Here is a 22444-nt window from a genome sequence, read left to right on the forward strand (position 1 = left end):
GCCCCCACAGGCTGGCCAGCCGCCCGGCCCGGCGCAGCCGCGCCACCTGGCCCGCGCCCACCGCCTGCCCGACCAGCGCCTCGGCCGCAAAGGCGAACCCGTCCAGCGCATAGGCCGCCACATGCAGGAACTGCAACAGCACCTGGTTGGCCGCCAGCGCCACATCGCCAAACCCCGCGCCCATGAACACGAAGCTCACGATGCTGCCCTGCAACAGCACCGAGCGGATCATGATGTCGGTGTTCACCGCCACCATCCGCCGCAGCCGCACCGGGTCCAGCACCCGCGCCCAGTCGCGCCACGCCGCCCCCGCAAAGGCCGCCCGGCACAGCCACAGACCCAGGACCAGCCCCGTCCACTCGGCCACCAGCGTGGCCGCCGCCACCCCCTGCACGCCCCAGCCCAGGCCCAGCACGAACCACAGATCCAGCCCGATGTTCAGACCGTTGATCCAAAGCTGCAGGCCCAGAACCCCGCGCGTCCGCTCGGTCGCGATCAACCAGCCGGTGACCGCATAAAGCGCAATGGTCGCGGGCGCCCCCCAGATGCGGATCTCCAGATACGCGCGGGCCAGCCCCTCCACCGCATCGGACGCCGGGGCCAGCCGGAACGCCGCCCACGCCAGCGGCCCCTGCAATGCAATCAGCGTGATCCCCGCCAGCCCCGCGATCATCAGCGCCCGCGTCAGGATCGCACCCGTCTCGGCCGGATCGCGCGCGCCTGCGGCCTGCGCCACCAGCCCGGTGGTGCCCATCCGCAGGAACCCGAAGATCCAGTAGACCGCCGCCAGCACCACCGCGCCCACGCCAACGGCCCCGATGGGGGCGGCCTCGCCCATCTGGCCCACCACGCCGGTGTCCACCAACCCCAGGATCGGGATTGTGGCATTGGCCAGCACGATCGGCACGGCAATGCGCAAGACGCGGCCGTGGGTGATCTCGCCGGAGGCCTCCGCCCCTGCGACCGCGCCGCGGGCGGAGGGCGCGGGCCGGGGCGTGCGCCCTCACCGCTCGTGCACCGGCATCACGAAACGCCCGTTCGCCTGGGCAAAGGGGCGCGCGCGGTTGTCCTGCCACGCCTCCACCTGCACGCTCGCGTAGCGCCGCCCCGAGCGTGTCACCCGCGCCCGCGCATAGGCATCGCGCGGCAACCCCGAGCGCAGGTAGTCCACCGTGAACCCGATCGTCTTGGGCAGACGCGGCAGCGTCTCGGGCGTCAGCCCGGCGGGGTCCAGCCGACCGCTCTCCATTTCGTCCCACAAAAGCGACCACGACAGCTCGATGATCGCCGTGACCTCCAGGAACGCCGCCGTCACGCCGCCGTGGATCGCCGGCAGGATCGGATTGCCGATCAGGCTGTCGGTGAACGGCAGCACCCCCGTCAACTCGTCGCCGCGGCGATCAAATCCGATGCCGAGGAACCCGATATAGGGCACCCCCGCCACCAGCGCCGCCAGCACCGCATCGCGGCGCTGCTTGACGACCTGCACGGGTTCGGGGCGGCGGCTCATGCGGGCGCTCCGGCGGCACGCTCCAGCGTGAAGGTGCCGGTGGCCATCGCCACCGGGCGGTCGGCGTCGGCGTCACACGCCGTGGCGCGCACGAACACCACCGAGCGCGTGACATGGTAGCATTCCGCCCGCGCGGTGATCCGCTCGCGCGGGGTGGCCGGGCGCATGTAGTCGATGCGCAGATCGATGGTGGCGGTGCCCGCCGCCTCCGGCAGCGACAGCACCGCAGTGCCGCAACAGGTGTCCATCAGCGCCGACACCGCGCCGCCATGGATCACCCCGGTGCGCGGATCGCCCACGAACCGCGCGTCCCAGCCCATCGACAGCTCGGCCCAGCCCTCGCCCACCCGGTCCAGCGTGATGCCCAGCGCCCGGCCATGCGGCACCCTCTCGATGAAGCGGCGTGCGGCCTCGATCCCGGCCGCACCCAGCCCCCCCGCCAGCGTCGGCGGTCCGTCGCCGTCCTGCGATTGCGCCATGACCCTGTCCCCTTGCCGTCCGTGTTGCGAACCGTTGCCCGTCCTGCGCGCCTCAGCCCTGCGCGCTTCAGTCCGCGCCCGCCGGCAGACGACCGCTCAGCACATACCGCAGGATCGCCACCACCTGTTCGGGCTCTGACGCCACCGCCAGCGCGGCCGCGTCGACCTCCTTGAGGGCGTGGGCATGCTCCGCCCCGTGCAGCACGATCAGCGACTTGCCCAGCGCGGCCGCATAGCCCGCGTCGAACGCCGCGTTCCACTGCTTGTACTTCTCGCCAAAGCGCACGACCACGACATCGGCCTCCATCAGCCCCTTGCGGGTGCGGATGGCGTTGACCATCGCGCCCTTGTGGTCGTGCCAGTACTTGTCGGCCTCGGCCCCCAGGATCGCCACGCCGCAATCGTCGCTGGCGGCATGGTCGGTGACAGGGCCGCTGAACGTCACATCCAGATCGCCCGCGCCCTCGGTGATCCGCTCGCGCCAGTCGGTGTGGATCTCGCCCGACAGATAGACCTTCAGCGTCATCGCATCCCTCCTTCGCCGGCCCGCGGGCCTCTGGCGACAGTTAGCGCCCTGCCCGCCCCACCCGCAACCCCGCCACAGCCTTGCGCCGGGGCCGCGGCGCGGCCAAGGTGCGGCGCAACCGGCCCCCGTGGCCCCGCAGGAGACGGCAGATGCGCAAACCCGCCTGGGTCATCGACAAGGAACGCGACCGTCGCGCGGCGGCACAGGCGACAGTGTGGCTGTTCGGCCTGCACGCGGTGCGCGATGCGCTGATGAACCCCGCGCGCGACCGGCTGCGCCTGATCGTGACGCAGAACGCCGCCGACAAGCTCGCCGACGCCATCGCCGCCGCCGGCATCACCCCCGAGATCGCGGATGCCCGCAAGTTCCCCGCCCCACTCGATCCCGGCTCGGTCCACCAGGGCGCGGCGCTGGAGGTGCGCCCGCTCGACTGGGGCCCGCTGGAGGAGGTGTGCGTCCCGCAGGGCGACGGCCCGGCCCCGCTGGTGGTGCTGCTCGACCGCGTCAGCGATCCGCACAACGCCGGCGCCGTCCTGCGCTCGGCCGAGGTGTTCGGCGCCTGCGCGGTCATCGCGCCCGCACGCCACGCCGCCCCCGAGACCGGCGCCCTGGCCAAGACCGCCAGCGGCGCGCTGGAACGCCAACCCTATCTGCGGGTGCGCAACCTGGCCCAGGCGATGGGGACGCTGCGCGATCTGGGGTATGTGCTGCTGGGCCTCGATGGCGACGCCGAGATGACGATCGAGGCCGCGCTGGCACAGTCCGGGCCGGGCGCCGCCGTGGCGCTGGTCCTGGGCGCCGAAGGCCCCGGCCTGCGCGAGGGGACCCGCGCGACCTGTGATCATCTGGTGCGCATCGCGCCTGCGGGGGCGTTCGGATCGCTCAATGTCTCCAACGCGGCGGCGGTGGCGCTCTATGCGGCGCGGCGCGGCTGAAGGGGCACCACACGGGGCGCGCACGCGCGATCACGCCTGCGCGCGGGGCCTTTCGCCGGGGCGCGGTCTGGGCCACCTTGTGCGGATGACCGGTTCACGCCCCCTGACCGCGCCCACGCCGGCGCCCGGCCCGATCCTGCGGCTGCTGGCGGTGGCGGCATGCCTCGCATGGGCGGTGCCCGCAACGGCCGAACGCCCCGACCGCCACGCGGCCGAGGGCGGCGTGGCCGTCGGCGGTCACGACCCGGTGGCGTTCTTCAACGACGGCACCGCGGTCCCCGGCGATCCGGCAATCGCGCTGCGGTGGCGCGGCGTGCGCTGGCATTTCGCCACCCCCGCCCACCGCGCGGCATTCGAGGCCAACCCCAAGGCCTTTGCCCCGGCCTTTGGCGGGCATTGCCCGGTGTCGGTGGCCGAAGGCGCCCCCCGCCCCGGCGATCCGCGCCATTGGATCATCCACGAACAGCGCCTGTTCCTGTTGGCCGGAGACGGCGCGGCGCACCGCCTGCGCGAGGCCCCGCAGGAGTTGCTGGCGCAGGCACGCGCGCGCTGGTCCGCCGCACGGGCGGGCCGCCAGTGACGCGCGCTTCACAGCTGCGCTACTCTCCCTTCCGGTCCTCGCAGGGACACCTACCTTCTGTATGAGACGCGGTTTTGGAACAGACGCGTTTCTCTTCACTGTCCCTCGTTCCGTAACTGGCGCCTGGCCCGCGGGTCGGGCGCTTTTTTATGGGCCTTGCGGCGTGGTGACACGACGCTAACGTGAGGCGTGGCGTGGTCACACGACGCTAACGTGGGGTGTGACGTGGTCACACGACGCCATCGTGGGGTGCGGCAGCGGGGGGCGCATGCACAGCGACGCACAGATCCGGGACATCCTGCGGCGCACGCGGGTCATCGCCATTGTCGGCGTTTCGCCCGATCCGGTGCGCCCGTCGCATTATGTCGGGCGCTACCTGTCGCGGCGGGGCTACCGCGTGATCCCGGTGAACCCCGGCCACGCCGGAACCGAATTGTTCGGCGAAACCGTCCGCGCGACCCTCGCGGAGTGCCCGCCCGAGACCGACATGCTCGACATCTTCCGCCGTTCAGAGGCCGTCGGGCCCATCGTGACCGAGGCGCTGGCCCGCCTGCCGGCCCTGCGCACGGTGTGGATGCAGATCGGCGTCATCAACGACACCGCCCGCGCCGAGGCCGAGGCCCGCGGTCGGGATGTCGTCATGGACCGATGCCCCAAGATCGAACACCAGCGCCTGTTCGGGGAACTGCGCAAAGGCGGCTTTGCCACCGGCGTGATCTCGTCGCGGCTATGAGCCGCGCTCACTCGTCGTCGCGCTTGGGGCGGTCGTCGTAATCGTCGTTGAGGATGCGGCGCGCGTCCCCCTCGGGGTCCTCGTACTGGCCCTTGCGCAGCGTCCAGAAGAACGCCCCGAGGCCCAGAAGCCCCAGAAACAGCGTGACCGGGATCAGGATGGCGAGCACGTCCATGCGGCGGCTCCTTTCATGTTACTTCAGCCGCAGCGCATTGAGCGATACGGTGATGGAGCTGAGCGACATCGCCACCGCCGCCCACAGCGGCGTGCACAGCCCCAGCAGCGCCAGCGGCACGAACACCGCGTTGTAAAGGCCCGACTGCCAGAAATTCTCGCGGATGCGGCGGACCGACACACGCGCCGTGCGCACCGCATCGGCGATCGGCCCGATGTCGCGCCCCAGCAGCACCATGTCCGACGCCGCCCGCGCCGCATCCAGCGCCGAGGCGGGCGAGATCGACACATGCGCCGCCGACAGCGCCACGGTATCGTTCAGCCCGTCGCCCACCATCAGCACCTTGTGGCCGTCGGCCTGAAGCGCGGCGATCCGGGCGGCCTTGTCCTGCGGCAGGGCGCCGGCCTGCCAATGCGCGATGCCCAGCCGTGCCGCCATCGCCGCCACCGCAGGCGCGACATCGCCCGAGATCAGCCAGACCGCCTTGCCCTGCGCCTTCAGCGCGGCGACCACATCCTCGGCCCCGGGGCGCAGCGCGTCGGTAAAGGTGAAGCTGTGCGTCGCCTCCCCCAGGCTCAGATACGCGCCGGTGGTGGCGGCATGGGTGGCGCCGACCCAGCCCGCGCGGCCCAGCCGGACCTCCTGGCCCTGCCAGAGCCCCTGCACGCCATAGCCCGGCGCCTCGCGCGGATCCTCGATGGCGGCGGGCGTCAGGCCGCGGGCCCGCAGCGCCCCGGCCAGCGCACGCGCCAGCGGATGCGACGATCCATCGGCCAGTGCCAGCGCCACGCGCAGCGCGTCCTCGGGGTGGGCATCGAGGTTGTCGGGCACCGGGGTGCCCATCGTCAGCGTGCCGGTCTTGTCGAACACCACCGTGTCGACCTCGGCCAGGCGTTCCAGCGCGGTGCCGTCCTTGATCAGAAGCCCCTTGCGGAACAGCCGGCCGCTGGCCGCCGTCACCACCGCCGGCACCGCAAGGCCCAGCGCACAGGGGCAGGTGATGATCAGCGTGGCGATGGCCACATTGATCGACAACCGCAGGTCACCCCCCGAAATCCACATCCAGACGAAGAACGCCCCCAGCGACAACAGCGGGATCGTGGGCGCGTACGCCCGCGCGGCCCGGTCGGCCAGCGTGGTGTAGCGCGTCCGCGCCGATTCGGCCGCCGCCACCAGATCCGCCATCCGGTGCAGCGAGCTGTCACGCCCCGCCGCCGTCACCCGCACCGTCAGCGGCCCGGTCAGGTTGACCTCGCCCGCGCTCAGCTGCGCGCCGGGTGCGGTGACCACCGGCAGCGTCTCGCCGGTCAGAAGCGAGCGGTCCACCTCGGAGCGGCCCTCGGTCACGACACCATCGACCGGCACCCGGCCTCCGGGGCGCACCCGCACCAGATCGCCCACCGCAAGGGCGGAAATCGCCACCGTCTCTTCGGTCCCGTCGCGCAGGCGCAGCGCGCGGGGCACCTCCAGCGCCGCCAGCTCCTGCGCGGCCGAGCGCGCCAGCGCACGCGCGCGGTGGTCCAGATACCGCCCCACCAGCAGGAAGAACGTCAGCATCACCGCCGCGTCGAAATAGGCGTGCGCGCCGGAATTGAACGTCTCATAGACCGAGATCGCGGCGGCCAGCACGATCCCCAGCGAAATCGGCACATCCATCCCCAGCCGCCCGCCCCGCAGCGCCGACCACGCACCGCGAAAGAACGGCTGGCCGGCAAAGGCGATCGTCGGCAGCGCAATGGCACCGGAGATCATGTGGAACAGATCGCGCGTGGCGCCGTCCGCCCCCGACCACACGCCGACCGACAGCAGCATGATGTTCATCAGCGCAAAGCCCGCGACGCCGAGGCGCATCAGCAGGTCGCGCCCCTGACGGTCGGTCTCGGTCTGCGACAGCAGACCCGCGTCGAGCTCGTGCGCCTCGAACCCCAGCCGGTCGAGCGCGGCTGCAATGTCCGCCGCCGTCACCTGCGGATCGGCGTCCACGCTGACCCGCTTGAGCGTCAGGTTCACCCGCGCCGAGCGCACGCCGGGATGCGCCGCAAGGCCCCGCTCCACCGCCGAGATGCAACCCGCGCAATGGATCGTGGGCAGCGACAGCAGCAGCCGCGCGCCGGTGTCGACCCGGGCCGCCTGCTCGGCGGCCGGGGCCACGGCGCAGGCCGGGCAGCCCGAGGGGGGCGGGCGCAGCGCTTCGGTCATGCCTCAGCCCTCGGCCACGCGCAGCACGACGCGCTGGCGAAACGGGGTGCCGTCCGGGGCGGTCGCCTCCAGGCGGATGTTCCAGTTGCCGGGCGCGAGGTCCACCGGCGCGGTGAAGGTGCCGCGGTGATAGGCGAAATCGGGGCGCTGGTCGTCGCGCACATGGGTGGCGCGACCCAACGTGGCGTCCAGCGTCGCCACATCCACCGGCCGCCCGTCGGCGTCGGTGAACGACAGCACCAGCGTATCGCCCTGGACCGCCGCGCGCACCTCCCAGCCGAGGCTGAGCTGCTCGGCGAGGTCCTCGTTGAAGGTCTGGCTGGCGACATAGCTGTTGTCGACCTCCAGCCCCGGAAAGCTGCGCACCGCGTTGAACGCAAGCAACAGGTTGGCCGTCAGGATGACGGCGAACGCCCCCACCGCAATGGCCAGCACCTTGCGCCCCGTCAGGGGCTTGGCGCCCTTGCGTGTGTCATCGGCCATGGATCAGTTCCCCCGTCCGTTGAACAGTGTGTCGGTCGTGATCACCTGACCGCTGGTGCCTTCGACCGCGCGCAGCGTCAGGTCGGTGCGCTGCGCGCTGGCGGCCGGGCTGCCCGGCGGCGCGATCAGATAGACGCGCTGGTTCAGCAACGCGTCGGCGGCCACGGTCACGGTCGGGCCGTCGATCCCCTCCAGCACCAGATCCACCGGCACGTCCGCCTCCACCGACAGGGTAAAGGCGCGCGGCTCTCCGTGCATGTTGCGCAGGCGCACCTCGTAGGCGTTGCGCACCGCGCCGTCGGACATCACCACGTTGATGGGGTTGCGCACCTGCGCCACCGACATGTCGAGATCGGTGCGCACCAGCAGCAGCGCAACCAGCCCGATGCCCACACCCCCCCACAGCACGGAATACATCACCGTGCGCGGCCGGAACACGTGGCGCCAGACGGAAATCGCGGGCTTGCCCGTCTTCTCGTGAATCTCGTCGGACAATGCGATGTAGCTGACCAGGCCGCGCGGCTTGCCGATGCGGTCCATGACCTCGTCGCAGGCATCGATGCACAGCCCGCAGGTGATGCACTCCATCTGCTGGCCGTTGCGGATGTCGATGCCCATGGGGCAGACGTTGACGCAGGCCATGCAGTCGATGCAGTCGCCCTGCCCCGGAGCGATCTCGCCCTTGCGCAGCTTGCCGCGCGGCTCTCCGCGCCAGTCGCGATAGGCGATGGTGAGGGTGTCCTCGTCCATCATCGCGGCCTGGATGCGCGGCCAGGGGCAGGCATAGATGCAGATCTGTTCGCGGAAGAACCCGCCGAAGAAGAATGTGGTGGCGGTCAGGATCGCGATGGTGATCCACGCCACCGGATGCGCATTCAGGGCAAAGAGGTCGCGCAGCAGCGTCGGCGCATCGGTGAAATAGAACACCCACGCACCGCCGGTGGCCAGCGCGATCAGGAGCCAGACCGTCCACTTGGTCAGATAGACGCGCGCCTTGTGCAGCCCCCACGGCGCCTTCCACAGCCGCACGCGGGCGTTGCGGTCGCCCTCCAGCCAGCGCTCCACCGTGATGAACAGATCCGTCCAGACCGTCTGCGGGCAGGCATAGCCGCACCACACCCGCCCCAGCGCCGAGGTGAACAGGAACAGCCCCAGCCCCGCCATGATCAGAAGACCTGCGACGAAATAGAATTCGTGCGGCCAGATCTCGATGAAGAAGAAGAAGAACCGACGGTTGGCAAGGTCCACCAGGACGGCCTGGTCGGGCATCGCCGGGCCACGATCCCAGCGGATCCAGGGAGTGATGTAGTAGATGCCAAGCATCACCGCCATCAGCCCCCATTTCAGGTTGCGAAAGCGGCCCTGCACGCGGCGCGGAAAGATCGGCTCGCGCGCGGCATAGAGTTGCGGCTCGGATGGGGTGCTCAAGGCGGGGTCTCCGTACGGGGGCGGCCATCGGCTAGGCGGCGGTCGCGGGGTCTGCCCCGTCACCGTGGCCCTGTCACCTCAGGCCTGCCTTGACGTGCGTCAAAAAGATGGGCGCGAAATGCATCATTTCGTCGCAGGGGGGGGACCGGGCACCGTGGCGCCCGGTCCCGGGGTGTCACTGACCGCCACCCAGCTGGTGGACATAAACGGCCACCGCGCGGATCTCGGCCTCGCGCAGGCGCTGGGTAAAGGCGGGCATCACGCCGAAGCGGCTGTAGACGATGGTGTGGCGCAGCGTGTCGCGGTCCCCGCCATAGAGCCAGATCTGGTTGTTGAGCGCAGGCGCCCCCAGGTCGGTGTTGCCCGAGCCGTCGTCCATGTGGCACGCGGCGCAGTTCCACTCGAACACCTCGGCGCCCGGCTCGGCCAGGGCCGCGTCATGGCTCTGGCCGGACATCGCGCGGACGTACTCCACCACCTGGTCGATTTCCTCGTCGCTCAGCAGGCCGTCCACGCCGAAGGCCGGCATTTCGGACCAGCGCGCGTCGGGATCGTCCTCGTTGCGGATGCCGTGGCTGATGGTCTGGTGGATGTCCTCCAGCGTCCCGCCCCACAGCCACGCATCGTTGAGCAGCGACGGAAAGCCCCCCGCCTGCACGCCCTGCGCACCCGCCCCGTGGCACTGCGAGCACTGCGCGGCGAACACCGCCCGGCCCGCCTGCACGGCAAAGCGCTCCAGCTCGGTATCCTCGCGCAGGGAGGCGACCTCGGTCTCCACCAGGCGCTGGAACCAGACCTCGTTGCGGGCCTCGAAGTCCTGCATCTCGCGCACCACCTCGGCGCGGGTGGAGTAGCCCAGCAACCCCGGCGTTGCCTTGGAGACCAGCGGCCAGGCCGGATACAGCAGCATGTAGATCACCGCCCAGGCGATGCAGATGTAGAAGGTCCACAGCCACCAGCGCGGCATCGGGTTGTCGTATTCCTCGATCCCGTCCCAGCTGTGCCCGGTGGTGGGCGGGTCGGCCCTGGCGCTGCGGCGCAGCTCGGGCCCGGTTTCGGGATAGTGGCGCGACGGCGGGCTGACCAGGTTCTCCTCGGTGCGCGCCTCCACCGGAGGGCGCGGGCCGCCCTCGGGGACGGTGCCGTTCGGATCGGGTTTCTTGTCGTCACCGGCCATCTCAGCGCGCCTCGCTCTCTTTGCGGCCACGGGGGCGATCCTCGTCGTCGGAGGATCCGCCGGGGCGGTCGTCGTTGCGGAAGATCATGTTGGCGCTTTCGTCATGCAGCTTGCGGCTGCCGGGGCGAAAGATGAACAGCACCATCCCGATGAAGAACAGGAACATGAACAGCAGATGCCAGCTGTCGGCGAATGCGCGCAGGGCGGTATAGGTTTCCATTGCGGCCTCCTCAGCGGCTGGCGTCGGGCACGAAGGTGGAGAAGTCCACCAGCGTCCCGAGCATCTGCATGTAGGCGATGATCGCATCCATCTCGGTCAGCTGCGGCTGGCCGTCGAAGTTGCGCGTGACGGCGCCGGGATAGCGCTCCAGCAGGCCGGAGTGGTCGGCGTCGGGGTTGGCCTGCGCGAGGAAGTCGGCGCGGGCGTTCTCCATCATCACGTCGGTATAGGGCACACCGACCCGCCGCTGCGCGCGCAGCAGGTCCATGATGTACTGCCCGTCGATCTCGCGGTTCATCAGATGCGCATAGGACGGCATGATGGATTCCGGCACCACCGACTTGGGCGCGATCATGTGCTGCACATGCCAGTCGTCCGAATACCGCCCGCCGACCCGTGCCAGATCCGGCCCGGTGCGCTTGGAGCCCCACTGGAACGGGTGGTCGTACATCGATTCCGCAGCGAGGCTGTAGTGGCCATACCGCTCCACCTCGTCGCGCATGGGGCGGATCATCTGGGAGTGGCAGACATAGCACCCCTCCCGGATGTAGATCTCGCGGCCGGTCAGTTCGAGCGGCGAGTAGGGGCGCACCCCCTCCACCTCCTCGATGGTGTTCTCGAGGTAGAACAGCGGCACGATCTGCACCATCCCCCCGATGCTGACCACGAGGAAGCTGAGCACCAGCAGCAGCGTGACGTTGGTTTCGATCTTCTTGTGTTGGTCAAGAATGCCCATGGGTCGCGGCCCTCCCTTATTCGGCGGCGACCGGGGCCGTCGCGGGGCGCTTGACCTCCACGGACGTCACGGTCTTCCACAGGTTGTAGCACATGATGACGGCCCCCAGCAGGAACAGCACGCCCCCCAGGCCCCGCACGACATACATCGGGAACTTGGCGGCCACGGTGTCGGCGAAGGAGTTCACGAGGAAGCCCTGCGAGTCGACCTCGCGCCACATCAGGCCCTCCATGATGCCGGTCACCCACATCGAGGCGGCGTAGAGCACGATCCCGATCGTCGCGAGCCAGAAGTGCCAGCTCACCAGCCGCAGGGAATACAGCCCCTCACGCTGCCAAAGCTTGGGCACGAGGTAGTAGAGCGCCCCGAAGGTGATCATCCCGTTCCAGCCCAGCGCACCGGAGTGCACATGGCCGATGGTCCAGTCGGTGTAGTGGCTCAGCGCGTTGACGGTCTTGATCGACATCATCGGCCCCTCGAAGGTGGCCATGCCGTAGAACCCCACCGACACCACCATCATCCGGATTACCGGATCGGTGCGCAGCTTGTCCCAGGCCCCCGACAGCGTCATCAGCCCGTTGATCATGCCGCCCCAGCTGGGCATCCACAGCATGATGGAGAAGGTCATCCCCAGCGTCTGCGCCCAGTCCGGCAGCGCGGTGTAGTGCAGGTGGTGCGGACCGGCCCAGATATACAGGAAGATCAGCGCCCAGAAGTGGATGATCGACAGCTTGTAGCTGTAGACCGGACGCTCGGCCTGCTTCGGGATGAAGTAGTACATCATCCCCAGGAACCCGGCGGTCAGGAAGAAGCCGACCGCGTTGTGGCCGTACCACCACTGCACCATCGCCGATTGCACGCCCGACCACAGCGGGATGGAGCGCGAGCCCCAGATCGACACCGGCACGGCCACGTTGTTGACCACATGCAGCATCGCCACGGTGATGATGAAGGCGAGGTAGAACCAGTTGGCGACGTAGATATGCTTCTCGCGCCGCTTCACCAGCGTGCCCACGAACACCGCCAGGAACGCCAGCCACACCACCGTCAGCCACAGGTCGGCCAGCCACTCCGGCTCGGCGTATTCCTGGCTCTGGGTGGAGCCGAGGATGTAGCCCACCGCCGCCAGCACGATGAAGATCTGGTAGCCCCAGAACACGAACCACGCGAGGTTGCCCCCCCACAGCCGCGCGGCACTGGTCCGTTGCACCACATAGAAGGCCGTGGCGATCAGCGCGTTGCCCCCGAAGGCAAAGATGACGGCCGAGGTGTGCAGCGGCCGCAGCCGTCCGAAGTTCAGATACCCCTGCGCCCATTCGAAGTTGAGCTGCGGAAAGGCCAGCTGGAACGCGATCCAGGTCCCGGCGGCGAAGCCCACGATCCCCCAGACGGCGGTCGCGATCACGCCCGCGCGCACGACGCCGTCCATGTAGACGGTCTCGTCATGCACCGGCGCAGGCTCGCCATAGCGGCGCAGTTGCCACAGGAACACCCCCGAGGCGACCACAAGGATGATCAGCGCATGCGCCAGGAACGCCGGATCGCGCGCCAGGCCCGTGCCGATGGCCGCATAAAGGATCAGCGCCCCCAGGCCGCCAAGTTTCAACAATTCCCCCATCCCGCATCCCTTCATCGCTGCGTTGGCTGGCCCGGGCTGTCCCTCCACGGACCTCGGGCCGATCGTGTCGGCCCGCCTTCGGTCCTCAGTCGTATACAGGCATCCCGCGCACATTGATCTGGGTCAAAACCGCCCATGCCCCCTGCTGATAGAGGTCATGATGTCGCGCGGGCCGAACCCGGCTCCGCACGCCCTGCCCATGCTCCGGCCCGGTGCCGGCGCCCTGACAGTTTCGGAGATCCCGATGGCTTACAAGTCGCTGATGACCTTCGTGACCGACCCCGCGACGGTCACGCCCGCGCTGGAGGCGGGCATTTCGCTGGCACGGCGCGGGGATGCGCATCTCGACGTCTGCTGCCTGGGCGTCGACCACACGCAGCCGGGGTACTTCTATGCCGGTGCGCCCGCCATGATCTACCAGGAGACCCTCGACCGCGCCCGCGCCGAGGCCGAGGCGCTGGAGGCTGCGGTGCGCAAGCGGCTGGAGCGCGAGGACATCCGCTGGGGCACGGAATCGGCGGTCGCGCAGATCGGCGGGCTGGCCAGCCTCGTGGGGCTGCGGGCGCGATTCTCGGATCTGGTGATCCAGCCCAAACCCTATGGCGAGGGGCGCTCGCCCGACGCCGAGGCGGTGGTGGAGGCCGCCCTGTTCGAAGGCCAGGCCCCCGTGCTGGTGCTGCCCGAAGGCGGGCTGCCGGCCACGCTGGGCAAACGCATCGCGGTGGCGTGGAATCAGTCCGACGAGGCGCTGGCGGCGATCCGTCGCGCGCTGCCGATGCTCAAGGCCGCCGACCAGGTCGACATCGTCATCGTCGATCCCCCCAGCCAGGGCCCCGAGCGCAGCGACCCCGGCGGCATGCTGACCCAGATGCTGGCGCGCCACGGCGTGCGGGCCGAGGTGTCGGTGATCGCCAAGACCCTGCCGCGCGTGTCCGACGTGCTGTGCCGCCATGCGCGCGAACATGACGCCGACATGCTGGTGATGGGGGCCTATGGCCATTCACGCTTCCGCGAGGCGATCCTCGGCGGGGCCACGCGGCACATGCTGGAGATCGCCAGCGTGCCGGTCCTGATGGCGCACTGAGCGATGGGCGCGCCGACGCACACCCGCCGCCCGGCGGCGGGCCGTTCAGACCAGAAGGCCGCCATCGGTATCGTCGCCCGCCTCCTCCAGCAGGCGGTCGAAATCGGGGACGGTGACGTGGCGCTTGCCCTCCAGCAGGATCACCCCGTCGCGCTTGAGCGCCGAGATCTGGCGGCTGACCGTCTCCAGCGTCAGCCCGAGGTAGTCGGCCATCGCCTCGCGCGTCAGCGGCAGATCGAACGTCAGGTCGTTGCCCGCGCTGCGCAGCTTCAGCTCCGCGTCGCGGCGGCCGATGATGGCGATCAGGCTGGCGATCTTTTCCCGCGCGGTCTTGCGGCCCAGAAGCAGCATCCATTCCCGCGCCGCATCGAGTTCGTCGAGCGTCATCTCCAGCAGGCGCTGGGCGATGCGCGGGGTACGGACCATCATCTCCTCGAACGGCTTGCGGCGGAAACAGCACATGACGACATCGCTGATGGCGGTGACGTCATAGGCCGCGGTCTGCCGCCCCGGCCGGCCGATGAAGTCCGACGGCAGCAGAAGACCCACCATCTGGCGCCGCCCGTCCTCCATCGTCTGGGTCAGCGACGCGATGCCGGTGACCACCGAGCCCACGAAGTCCATCCGGTCGCCCGACCAGATCACCGTCTGCCCCGCCTGGAAGGTGCGGTAGTACTTCACCTCCTCCAGCAGCGCCATCTCCTCGCTCTCGCACCGGGCGCAGACCGCGCGGTGCCGGATCGGGCAATCGGCGCAATCCTGCGACGACAGGTTGTCCTCGATGATCGAAGGCTTGGGCATCCGGTTGATCCACATCAAAGCGAACATTCAAAGTGTAAACCAGAGTAGACGAATGACCATCGACTCGCAACTCACCCGTCTCGGCCTGTTTGACGCACGTGTACCGCGCTACACGAGCTATCCCACGGCGCCACATTTCTCGCAGGACGTTCAGGCCCCGCAGTTTCTGGAGTGGGTCCGGGCCATCCCCGAAGGCGCGCAGATATCGCTGTATCTGCATGTGCCATTTTGCCGCAGGCTCTGCTGGTTCTGCGCCTGCCGCACCCAGGGCACCAGTACCGACGCCCCCGTCGCGGCCTATGTCGAGACGCTCAAGGCCGAGCTGGACCTGCTGGGACAGAACCTGCCGGCGGGCGTGCGCCTGTCGCGGCTGCACTGGGGCGGGGGCACGCCGACGCTGCTGTCGCCGGATCTGATGCGCGATCTGGCCGCCAAGGTGCGCGAGGTGGTGGACTTCGGCCCCGACGCCGAGTTCTCGGTGGAGATCGACCCCAACGAGGTCGACGAGGCCCGCCTTGACGCGCTGGCCGAGGCCGGGATGAACCGCGCCTCCATCGGGGTGCAGGATTTCGACCCCGAGATCCAGGAAACCATCGGCCGCGATCAAAGCTACGAGATCACCCAGTCGGTGGTCGAGGCGCTGCGCGCCCGCGGCATCCGCAGCCTGAACGCCGACATCCTCTATGGCCTGCCGCACCAGACCTCGCAGCGGCTGGCGTCCACGGTGCAGAAGCTGCTGTCGCTGGGGCCGGACCGGGTGGCGCTTTACGGCTATGCGCATGTGCCGTGGATGGCGCGGCGCCAGCAGATGATCCCGTCCGAAAGCCTGCCCACCCCCGAGGAGCGGCTGAAGCTCTATGAAACCGCCCGGCGGCTGTTCGTGTGGGACGGCTATGACGAGATCGGGATCGACCACTTCGCCCGCCCCGACGACGGGTTGGCGGTGGCGCTGAAGGCCGGCGAGCTGCGCCGCAACTTCCAGGGCTACACCGACGACACCGCGCCGGTGCTGGTGGGCCTGGGGGCATCGTCGATCAGCTACTTCCCGCAGGGCTATGCACAGAACGTCTCGGCCACCTCGGCCTATACGCGGGCGGTGCGGGAGGGGCAGTTCCCGACCCACCGCGGCCACGCCTTTGTCGGCGAGGACCTGCTGCGCCGCCGCATGATCGAGGCGCTGATGTGCGACTTCCGCATCGACACCGCCGAGATGATCGAGACCTTCGGCGTCACCCCCGCCCGCATGGCCGAGCTTTATGCCCCGGCGAAGGAGCGCTTTGGCGATTTCGTGCGCGTGACCGAGGACAGCCTGTCGATCCCGCCCGAAGGCCGCCCGCTGACGCGCATGATCGCGGCGATGTTCGACGCCTACGGGATGTCCAAGGCCGGTCACAGCTCGGCCGTCTGATCGCACGCAGGCAGACCAGGGGGGGGCCGTCGCGCCCCCCCTTTTTCATGCGCCCGAAGGGGGTATCAGCCGGCCGTGTCGCTGCCCCGCGCGGCCTCCTGGAGTGCCTCGCTGAGGACCGCGCGGTCGCCCACCTGATTGGCCAGCAGGAGGATCAGCCGGGCATTCAGCGCCGCACTCGCCTCGGGCGAGAGCGCGTCATGAACGGCCAGAAGCTCGGCGTAAAACCCCTCCGGGTCGGCGATGGTCAGGGCTGTGGCGATACGGCTCATGATGTCCCCCCGGCGGTGGCCAGCGCGGCGGCGATGTCGCCGGGCGTGGGCGTCCCGGCGGCGGTGTGCCAGCGTGCGGCGACATGCCCGTCGGGGCGCAACAGCGCCACCACCCCGCCACCCGCGCCCGTCCACGCCGCCGCAAGCGCGCCATGGCCCGCCGAGCCGAGCCGCAGCACCGGAAGGCCCGCCTCGGGCGCGTCGGCGTCGATGGCCAGCAGCGCAAACCCCTGCGGCAGGCGGTCGAGCAGCCAGCCCCCCGCGCACGGGACATCCACCGCCGCCGCCCCGGGCCGCGTGCGCCCCGGCAGCCCGGCCGCGTCCGGCCCGTTCAGCGGCCCGTCGTCATAGGTGCAGGGCTCGGCCATGCGGCCGGTATTGACCATCTCGCGCGCAAAGGGGTGGCGCCCGGCCAGCGTCAGCACCGCATCGCGGAACGCCCGGCTGGCGTCGGAGCGCGGGGTGATGAAGTCGCTCGCGCGGGCGGCGGCCTGGATGTTCTCCTCGGCCGCGAGGCCACGCTCCCAGTTGTAGCTTTCCAGAAGCTCGGGCGCAGCACCCGCGATCACCGCCGCCAGCTTCCAGCCCAGGTTGTCGGCGTCCTGGATGCCGCTGTTGGCCCCGCGCGCCCCGAACGGCGACACCTGATGCGCGGCATCGCCCGCAAACAGCACCCGGCCGTGCACGAACCGCTCCATCCGGCGGCAGTGGAAGCGATAGATCGCCAGCGATTCGACCGTGAACCGCGCCTGTCCGCCCAGCATCGCCCGCAGCCGGGGCAGCACGCGGTCGGGCGCAAGTTCGGCCGCCGCGTCGGCATCGGCGCCGATCTGAAGGTCGATGCGCCACAGGTTGCCCGGCTGGCGGTGCAACAAGGCCGAACGGCCGGGGTTGAAGGGCGGGTCGAACCAGAACATGCGCTCGGCCGGGGCGTCGCTGTCCATGGCGACATCGGCGATCAGGAACGCATCCTCGTAGCCGCGCCCCGGAAAGCCCAGCGCCATCATCCGACGCACCGACGAGTTCGCCCCGTCACAGGCCACCAGCCAGTCGGCATGCAGGCTGTAGGGGCCCTCGGGGGTCTCCACCTCCAGTCGGACATGGTCGGGGTGGGTGCCCACGGCGATGATGCGGTTGGCCCCGCGCAGGCTGACCGGCGCGCCCGCATCGGCCAGCGCCCGCAGGCGGGCCACCAGAATCGCCTCCAGCTGCGCCTGCGGCAGGTTCAGGAACGCCGGGCGGCGCTGGCCGGCCTCGGGGCCGTGCTCCACGCCGCAGATGACGTCGGGGCCGTGGTGCACCCGCCCCGCGTGCCAGGGGATGCCGGCCGCCACCGCCGCCTCGGCGCACCCCAGGCGGCCGAGGATCTCCAGCGAGCGGCGGGCAAAGCACATCGCGCGCGATCCCGCGCTGACCCCCTCGCCCGCGTCCAGCACCACCACCGGGACCCCGCGCCCGGCAAGGTCCAGCGCCGTCACCAGCCCCACAAGTCCGGCCCCCGCCACCACGACCGGATGGCGCACCGGATGGGACGCGTCCTGATCGGCCACGCGCCGGTAGGGGTAACGGATGGGATCTTCATCGTGCTGCATGGGTGTGATCCTTTCGCAACCCCTCGCCGCCGTCAATGCCCCCCCACGCGCACCGCCGGGCGGGCTTGCGCTGTGACGCGGGGGCGGGGCAGTCTGGCGTGATGGAGTTCGCAACGCCCCTCGTGCCCGCGCGCCTGGTGCGGCGCCACAAGCGCTTCCTCGCCGACATGGTGCTGGAGGGCTGCGGCACCCCGGTCACGGCGCATTGCCCGAACTCGGGCTCCATGCTGGGGCTGCGCGATCCGGGGCAGCGCTGCTGGCTGGAGCCGGTATCGGGGCGCGAGCGCAAGCTTCCGTTCGCCTGGCGGCTGGTGGAACTGCCGGGCGGCCACTGGGCCGGGATCGACGCGATGATGCCCAACCGCGTGGTGGCCGAGGCGCTGCGCGCGGGCCGCATTGCCCCGCTGGCGGGCCATGGCACCGTCCGGCCCGAGGTCGCCTATGGCACCGGCAACCGCGTCGATTTCCTGCTGGAGGGGACCGACGGCCCCCTGCATCTGGAGGTCAAGAACGTCCATCTGCGCCGCGACACCGACCCCGACAATGACACCGGCACGGGCACGGGCACCGCCGAGTTTCCCGACTGCGTCACCGCACGCGGCGCGCGCCACCTGGACGCGCTGGCGCAGGTCGTGCGCGACGGCGGGCGGGCGGTGCTGCTGTATCTGGTGCAACGCACCGATTGCAGCCGGGTGCGGCTGGCCGTCGACCTCGACCCCGGATATGCCCGCGCGGCGGTGCGCGCCCGGGCCGCGGGGGTGGTGTTCCTTGCCTATGGGACGGTCATTTCGCCGCGCGGCGTGGCGCTCGGCACTCAAATCCCCGTGGAGGCGCCAGATGCACCGCCCGATGATGGGCGAAGCGTCTTTGCAACCCGGCCTCGCTCGGGTATCTGACCCGCATGAAGCGATCGGAGAACCCCGTGGAGGACACCGCCCGCGGCCGCGTCACACGCGACGGCATCACCCTGCATCACCCCGACGATTTCGCCGGGATGCACCGGGCCGGCCGGCTGGCCGCCGAAATCCTCGATGCGATCGGCCCGCAGGTCGTCCCCGGCGCCACCACCGCGGCGCTGGACGACGCGATCCGGCGGATGATCGACGATGCCGGGGCACGCTCGGCCACCATCGGGTATCGCGGCTACCGGCATGCGTCGTGCATCAGCGTGAACCATGTCGTCTGCCACGGCATTCCGGGGTCCCGGATTCCCATGTGGAAGGGCGAAACCCGCAACCGTGGCCACGACAAGGCCCGCCCCGACGACCGGCTGGTGGACGGCGACATCCTGAACATCGACGTGACCGTGATCCTGGATGGCTGGTACGGCGACACCAGCCGGATGTACCTGGCCGGACAGCCCAAGGCCGGTGCCCCGCGGCTGATCGACGTCACCCATGACGCGCTGATGGCCGGAATCGCCGCCGTGCGCCCGGGAAACACCTTTGGCGACATCGGCGCCGCCATCCAGCGACTTGTCGAATCCCGCGGCATGAGCGTCGTGCGCGACTTCTGCGGCCATGGGCTGGGGCGGGTGTTCCATGCGCCGCCCAACGTGCTGCACTATGGCCGCCCCGGGACCGGCCCGGTCCTGGAGGAGGGCATGTTCTTCACCATCGAGCCGATGGTGAACATGGGCCGCCCCGAGACCACGATCCTCGATGACGAATGGACCGCCGTGACCTGCGACAAGTCGCTGTCGGCGCAGTTCGAGCATTCGCTGGGCGTCACCGCCGACGGCTGCGCGATCTTCACCCTGTCGCCCGCGGGGCGGTTCCATCCCACCGGCGCCACAGAGGGCTGACGGGGGGGCTGACGGGGGTCCCCGCCCGCGGCGATCGCGGAGCAGGTGTCAGGGGCTCACCAGCGCGTCAGCGCGGCCTCATCCTCGGCCCGGGCGGCGACCCAGCGGGGGCCGTCGGCGCCGATCTCCTTTTTCCAGAACGGCGCGCGGGACTTCAGGTAATCCATCAGGAACTCGGCCGCGGCAAAGGCGTCGGCGCGGTGCGGGGCGGCGGTGGCGACCATCATGATCGCCTCACCCACCGCGAGGCGACCATGGCGGTGGATCACCAGGCACCCGCGCAGATCCCAGCGCCGCGTCGCCTCTTGCGCGATGGCGGTGATCGCGCGTTCGGTCATGCCGGGGTAATGCTCGATCTCCAGCGCCGACAGCCCGCCGTCGGCGCGCACGAGGCCCGCAAACGTCACCACCGCGCCCGCGTCGCTGCGGCCCGCCGCAAAGGCCCCGCATTCGGCGCCAAAGTCGAAGGGGTCGGGCTGGACGCGGACCTCCACCCCGTTCAGCCTCCGGTCATGGGCGGAAAGAACGCCACCTCGCGCACCCCGGCCAGCGGCGCGTCGAACTCCGCCAGATCCTGATCCAGCGCCACGCGCAGCCCGGCAAGGTCGGAAAACGCCGCCGCGTGCCCGTCGCTGCGCGCCGACAACTCGGCCACGAGGTCGCGCACGGTGGCGGCCGAGGTCTCCACCCGCTCGCGGCCGTGGCCCACACGTTCGCGCAACCAGGCGAAATACAGCACATCGAGGCTCATCGGCCCACCTCGTCCCTCAGGTATGGCAGCGACTTGCGGAAATAATCCCACCCCGTGGCCAGCGTCAGCACCGCGGCCACCCAGATCAGCACCAACCCGGCGGTGTAGGCGTACCACGCCCCCATCGCCTCGGCCCAGATCGCCCGGTCGCGCGCCATCAGCCGGTTCAGGCCGTCGGCCCCCACCAGCTCCAGCCGGCTCTGGTGGGCATAATCGAGGCCGGTGGCCAGGAACAGCACGCCAATCGCCACCATCTGCGCGGTGGTCTTCCACTTGGCCAGCCGGGTGACGGTCAGCAACCCCGCCTTGGCACCCAGGAACTCGCGCAGGCCGGACACGAACACCTCGCGGAACAGGATCACGGTGGCCGGCAGGATCAACCACGGGTCCATGCCGGAATACCCGGTGATGACCAGAAGCGCGATCACCACCATCGCCTTGTCCGCAATCGGATCGAGCATCGCGCCCAGGCGGCTTTCCTGGTTCCAGAGCCGCGCGAGGTAGCCGTCGAACCAGTCGGTGATCGCCGCGCCCGCAAACAGCATGAGCGCCAGCCAATCCGCCCAGGGACGGTTGAAATACAGAAACATCACCGCAACCCCGGGCGCCGCGATCAGCCGGAGCGTGGTGAGGATATTGGGGATCGTCCACCGCATGCCTCCTGTCTAGACGAGGCACGGGGGACGGAAAACCGGAATCTCGCCCCGCCATCCTCCGCGCCGGGAACCTGCGCGCGCATCGCGCCGGGCATCCGCGCGCCGCGCCGCTGCCCGGATGGGGGCGTCACGGGGCGGCGATGCGTCGCTTGCGTCGGGCGGCGGTGCCGGGCACACCCGCCCCACCCCCAACCGACCGGAGCGCGCGATGCACACCCCCCTGCCCCTGACCCGCGACCTCGTGCTGATCGGGGGCGGGCATGCCCATGCGCTGGTGCTGCGCGCCTGGGGGATGGCGCCGCTGCCGGGGGCGCGGCTGACCCTGATCAGCCCGGCGCCCACCGCGCCCTATACCGGCATGCTGCCGGGCCATATCGCCGGGCATTACCCGCGCGCCGCGCTGGAGATCGACCTGGTGCGGCTTGCGCGCCACGCCGGGGCACGGCTGATCCTGGACCGTGCGACGGGCCTCGACCGGGCGGCGGGGCGGGTGCATCTGCGCGACGGGGCGCCGGTGGCCTATGACGTGGCCGCGCTTGATATCGGCATCACGTCGGACATGCCGGCGCTGCCGGGGTTTGTCGATCATGCGGTGGCGGCCAAGCCGCTGGATGCCTATGCCAGCCGCTGGAGCGCCTTTCTGGAGGCGCTGGACGCCGGGCGTGTGCCGCCGCAGGTCGCGGTGATCGGCGGCGGCGTGGCCGGGGTGGAACTGGCACTGGCCATGGCACACAGGATGGCGCGCCATGACGCCGCGCGCGTGACGGTTCTGGAGGCCGGCGCGCAGGCCCTGCCCGGCGTCTCGGCGCAGGCGCGCTCGCGGCTGCTGGCGCATATGGACCGTCTGGGGGTGGCACTGATCACCGGCGCGCGTGCCGCGCGGATCGAGGCGGGCGCGGTGGTGCTGCAGGACGCTCGCCGCGTGCCCTCGGCGCTGACGGTGGGCGCGGCGGGGGCGCGGGCGCAGGGGTGGCTGGCGGACACCGGCCTGCACCTGACCGAGGGCGCGATCACCGTGGACCGCCACCTGCGCAGCGTCACCGATCCCGCCATCTTTGCCGCCGGGGATTGCGCGCATCTCTCGCATGCGCCGCGGCCCAAGGCGGGGGTCTTTGCGGTGCGCGAGTCGCCGATCCTGGCCGCCAACCTGCGCGCCGCCCTGTCCGAGGGGCGCGGCGCGGGCCGGATGCGCGCCTATCGGCCGCAGCGCGATTACCTGAAGCTGGTGTCGACGGGCGGCAAGGGCGCGGTGGCCGACAAGTGGGGGCGGGTGTGGG

At 70.5% G+C, this 22444-nt stretch carries 26 protein-coding genes; 8 read left to right on the plus strand and 18 right to left on the minus strand.

All coding sequences use genetic code 11. The features are described 5' to 3' along the window. The 4 genes from CCR87_RS11175 to CCR87_RS11190 form a co-directional block, all read right to left on the minus strand. A partial coding sequence (locus tag CCR87_RS11175) for an MATE family efflux transporter (protein WP_338048916.1) occupies positions 1-907 on the minus strand: 907 nt, incomplete at its 3' end. A 96-nt stretch (positions 908-1003) separates the two neighbouring features. After that, the gene (locus tag CCR87_RS11180; RefSeq protein ID WP_201157603.1) at positions 1004-1510 is read right to left on the minus strand and encodes a PaaI family thioesterase; all 507 of its coding nucleotides are present in this window, start codon (positions 1508-1510) and stop codon (positions 1004-1006) included. Continuing rightward, complete coding sequence (locus CCR87_RS11185) at positions 1507-1989, minus strand: PaaI family thioesterase (RefSeq protein WP_201157604.1); 483 nt, start codon at positions 1987-1989, stop codon at positions 1507-1509. The genes CCR87_RS11180 and CCR87_RS11185 overlap by 4 nt, the downstream gene beginning before the upstream one ends. Before the next feature lie 67 nt (positions 1990-2056). Then, positions 2057-2515, minus strand: coding sequence for a YtoQ family protein (locus tag CCR87_RS11190; protein ID WP_201157605.1), 459 nt, complete (start codon positions 2513-2515; stop codon positions 2057-2059). 149 nt (positions 2516-2664) lie between these two features. On the opposite strand from CCR87_RS11190, the gene rlmB reads away from it, so the two are divergent. The 3 genes from rlmB (at position 2665) to CCR87_RS11205 (ending at position 4763) form a co-directional block, all read left to right on the plus strand. Continuing rightward, on the plus strand, positions 2665-3450 hold the full coding sequence (rlmB, locus tag CCR87_RS11195; protein WP_201157606.1) for a 23S rRNA (guanosine(2251)-2'-O)-methyltransferase RlmB: 786 nt from the start codon (positions 2665-2667) through the stop codon (positions 3448-3450). 85 nt (positions 3451-3535) lie between these two features. Next, a complete protein-coding gene (locus CCR87_RS11200; RefSeq protein WP_201157607.1) occupies positions 3536-4030 on the plus strand; it encodes a YHS domain-containing (seleno)protein in 495 nt (164 codons plus the stop codon). 268 nt (positions 4031-4298) lie between these two features. Further along, on the plus strand, positions 4299-4763 hold the full coding sequence (locus tag CCR87_RS11205; protein WP_201157608.1) for a CoA-binding protein: 465 nt from the start codon (positions 4299-4301) through the stop codon (positions 4761-4763). 7 nt (positions 4764-4770) lie between these two features. Here the strand turns inward: CCR87_RS11205 and ccoS are convergent, their stop codons facing one another. The 8 genes from ccoS to ccoN all read right to left on the minus strand — a co-directional run bounded on the left by ccoS (position 4771) and on the right by ccoN (position 12799). Next, positions 4771-4938, minus strand: a complete 168-nt coding sequence (gene ccoS, locus CCR87_RS11210) for a cbb3-type cytochrome oxidase assembly protein CcoS (protein ID WP_201157609.1) — start codon at positions 4936-4938, stop codon at positions 4771-4773. A gap of 18 nt (positions 4939-4956) precedes the next feature. After that, positions 4957-7137 (minus strand): heavy metal translocating P-type ATPase, encoded by a 2181-nt coding sequence (locus CCR87_RS11215; protein ID WP_201157610.1) that lies wholly within the window; start codon positions 7135-7137, stop codon positions 4957-4959. 3 nt (positions 7138-7140) lie between these two features. Further along, complete coding sequence (locus CCR87_RS11220; protein WP_201157611.1) at positions 7141-7620, minus strand: FixH family protein; 480 nt, start codon at positions 7618-7620, stop codon at positions 7141-7143. Between the two features lie 3 nt (positions 7621-7623). Then, a complete protein-coding gene (gene ccoG, locus CCR87_RS11225; RefSeq protein ID WP_201157612.1) occupies positions 7624-9048 on the minus strand; it encodes a cytochrome c oxidase accessory protein CcoG in 1425 nt (474 codons plus the stop codon). A 175-nt stretch (positions 9049-9223) separates the two neighbouring features. After that, a complete protein-coding gene (ccoP, locus tag CCR87_RS11230; RefSeq protein WP_201157613.1) occupies positions 9224-10225 on the minus strand; it encodes a cytochrome-c oxidase, cbb3-type subunit III in 1002 nt (333 codons plus the stop codon). 1 nt (position 10226) lies between these two features. Further along, positions 10227-10445 (minus strand): cbb3-type cytochrome c oxidase subunit 3, encoded by a 219-nt coding sequence (locus tag CCR87_RS11235; RefSeq protein WP_201157614.1) that lies wholly within the window; start codon positions 10443-10445, stop codon positions 10227-10229. Between the two features lie 10 nt (positions 10446-10455). After that, entirely contained in the window at positions 10456-11181 is a 726-nt protein-coding gene (ccoO, locus tag CCR87_RS11240) for a cytochrome-c oxidase, cbb3-type subunit II (RefSeq protein ID WP_201157615.1), read from the minus strand. Positions 11182-11197: 16 nt separating this feature from the next. Then, a complete protein-coding gene (gene ccoN, locus CCR87_RS11245) occupies positions 11198-12799 on the minus strand; it encodes a cytochrome-c oxidase, cbb3-type subunit I (RefSeq protein ID WP_201157616.1) in 1602 nt (533 codons plus the stop codon). Positions 12800-13043: 244 nt separating this feature from the next. Between ccoN and CCR87_RS11250 the strand changes: the two genes are divergently transcribed. Then, entirely contained in the window at positions 13044-13883 is an 840-nt protein-coding gene (locus tag CCR87_RS11250; RefSeq protein WP_201157617.1) for a universal stress protein, read from the plus strand. A gap of 45 nt (positions 13884-13928) precedes the next feature. Here the strand turns inward: CCR87_RS11250 and fnrL are convergent, their stop codons facing one another. Next, the gene (gene fnrL / locus CCR87_RS11255) at positions 13929-14684 is read right to left on the minus strand and encodes a transcriptional regulator FnrL (RefSeq protein ID WP_201157628.1); all 756 of its coding nucleotides are present in this window, start codon (positions 14682-14684) and stop codon (positions 13929-13931) included. A gap of 52 nt (positions 14685-14736) precedes the next feature. On the opposite strand from fnrL, the gene hemN reads away from it, so the two are divergent. Next, positions 14737-16092: an oxygen-independent coproporphyrinogen III oxidase gene (gene hemN, locus CCR87_RS11260; RefSeq protein ID WP_201157618.1), complete on the plus strand. Its 1356-nt coding sequence runs from the start codon at positions 14737-14739 to the stop codon at positions 16090-16092. A gap of 65 nt (positions 16093-16157) precedes the next feature. Here the strand turns inward: hemN and CCR87_RS11265 are convergent, their stop codons facing one another. Beyond that, complete coding sequence (locus CCR87_RS11265) at positions 16158-16364, minus strand: DUF2783 domain-containing protein (RefSeq protein WP_201157619.1); 207 nt, start codon at positions 16362-16364, stop codon at positions 16158-16160. Then, complete coding sequence (locus tag CCR87_RS11270) at positions 16361-17956, minus strand: FAD-dependent monooxygenase (RefSeq protein ID WP_201157620.1); 1596 nt, start codon at positions 17954-17956, stop codon at positions 16361-16363. Before CCR87_RS11270 ends, CCR87_RS11265 begins: the two co-directional genes overlap by 4 nt. Positions 17957-18057: 101 nt before the next feature. Here CCR87_RS11270 and sfsA point away from each other — a divergent pair, with 101 nt between their 5' ends. Next, positions 18058-18852: a DNA/RNA nuclease SfsA gene (sfsA, locus tag CCR87_RS11275; protein WP_201157621.1), complete on the plus strand. Its 795-nt coding sequence runs from the start codon at positions 18058-18060 to the stop codon at positions 18850-18852. Positions 18853-18857: 5 nt separating this feature from the next. Then, positions 18858-19760: a type I methionyl aminopeptidase gene (gene map / locus CCR87_RS11280; protein ID WP_201157622.1), complete on the plus strand. Its 903-nt coding sequence runs from the start codon at positions 18858-18860 to the stop codon at positions 19758-19760. A 56-nt stretch (positions 19761-19816) separates the two neighbouring features. On the opposite strand, the gene CCR87_RS11285 is transcribed toward map, so the two are convergent. Genes CCR87_RS11285 through pgsA form a run of 3 tightly spaced genes read right to left on the minus strand, consistent with a single transcriptional unit; the run spans position 19817 to position 21167 of the window. Next, positions 19817-20254 carry a molybdenum cofactor biosynthesis protein MoaE gene (locus CCR87_RS11285; RefSeq protein ID WP_201157623.1) on the minus strand — a complete coding sequence of 146 codons (438 nt, stop codon included), beginning with the start codon at positions 20252-20254 and terminating at the stop codon, positions 19817-19819. Between the two features lie 5 nt (positions 20255-20259). Next, positions 20260-20511, minus strand: a complete 252-nt coding sequence (moaD, locus tag CCR87_RS11290; protein WP_201157624.1) for a molybdopterin converting factor subunit 1 — start codon at positions 20509-20511, stop codon at positions 20260-20262. Beyond that, positions 20508-21167: a CDP-diacylglycerol--glycerol-3-phosphate 3-phosphatidyltransferase gene (pgsA, locus tag CCR87_RS11295; protein ID WP_201157625.1), complete on the minus strand. Its 660-nt coding sequence runs from the start codon at positions 21165-21167 to the stop codon at positions 20508-20510. The genes moaD and pgsA overlap by 4 nt, the downstream gene beginning before the upstream one ends. A gap of 208 nt (positions 21168-21375) precedes the next feature. Here pgsA and CCR87_RS11300 point away from each other — a divergent pair. Next, positions 21376-22444, plus strand: a 1069-nt coding sequence (locus CCR87_RS11300; RefSeq protein WP_201157626.1) for an FAD-dependent oxidoreductase, incomplete at its 3' end; no start/stop codon positions are given.

It is taken from the genome of Rhodobaculum claviforme, from assembly GCF_016653255.1.
In the GTDB taxonomy this organism is placed as follows: Bacteria; Pseudomonadota; Alphaproteobacteria; order Rhodobacterales; family Rhodobacteraceae; genus Rhodobaculum; species Rhodobaculum claviforme.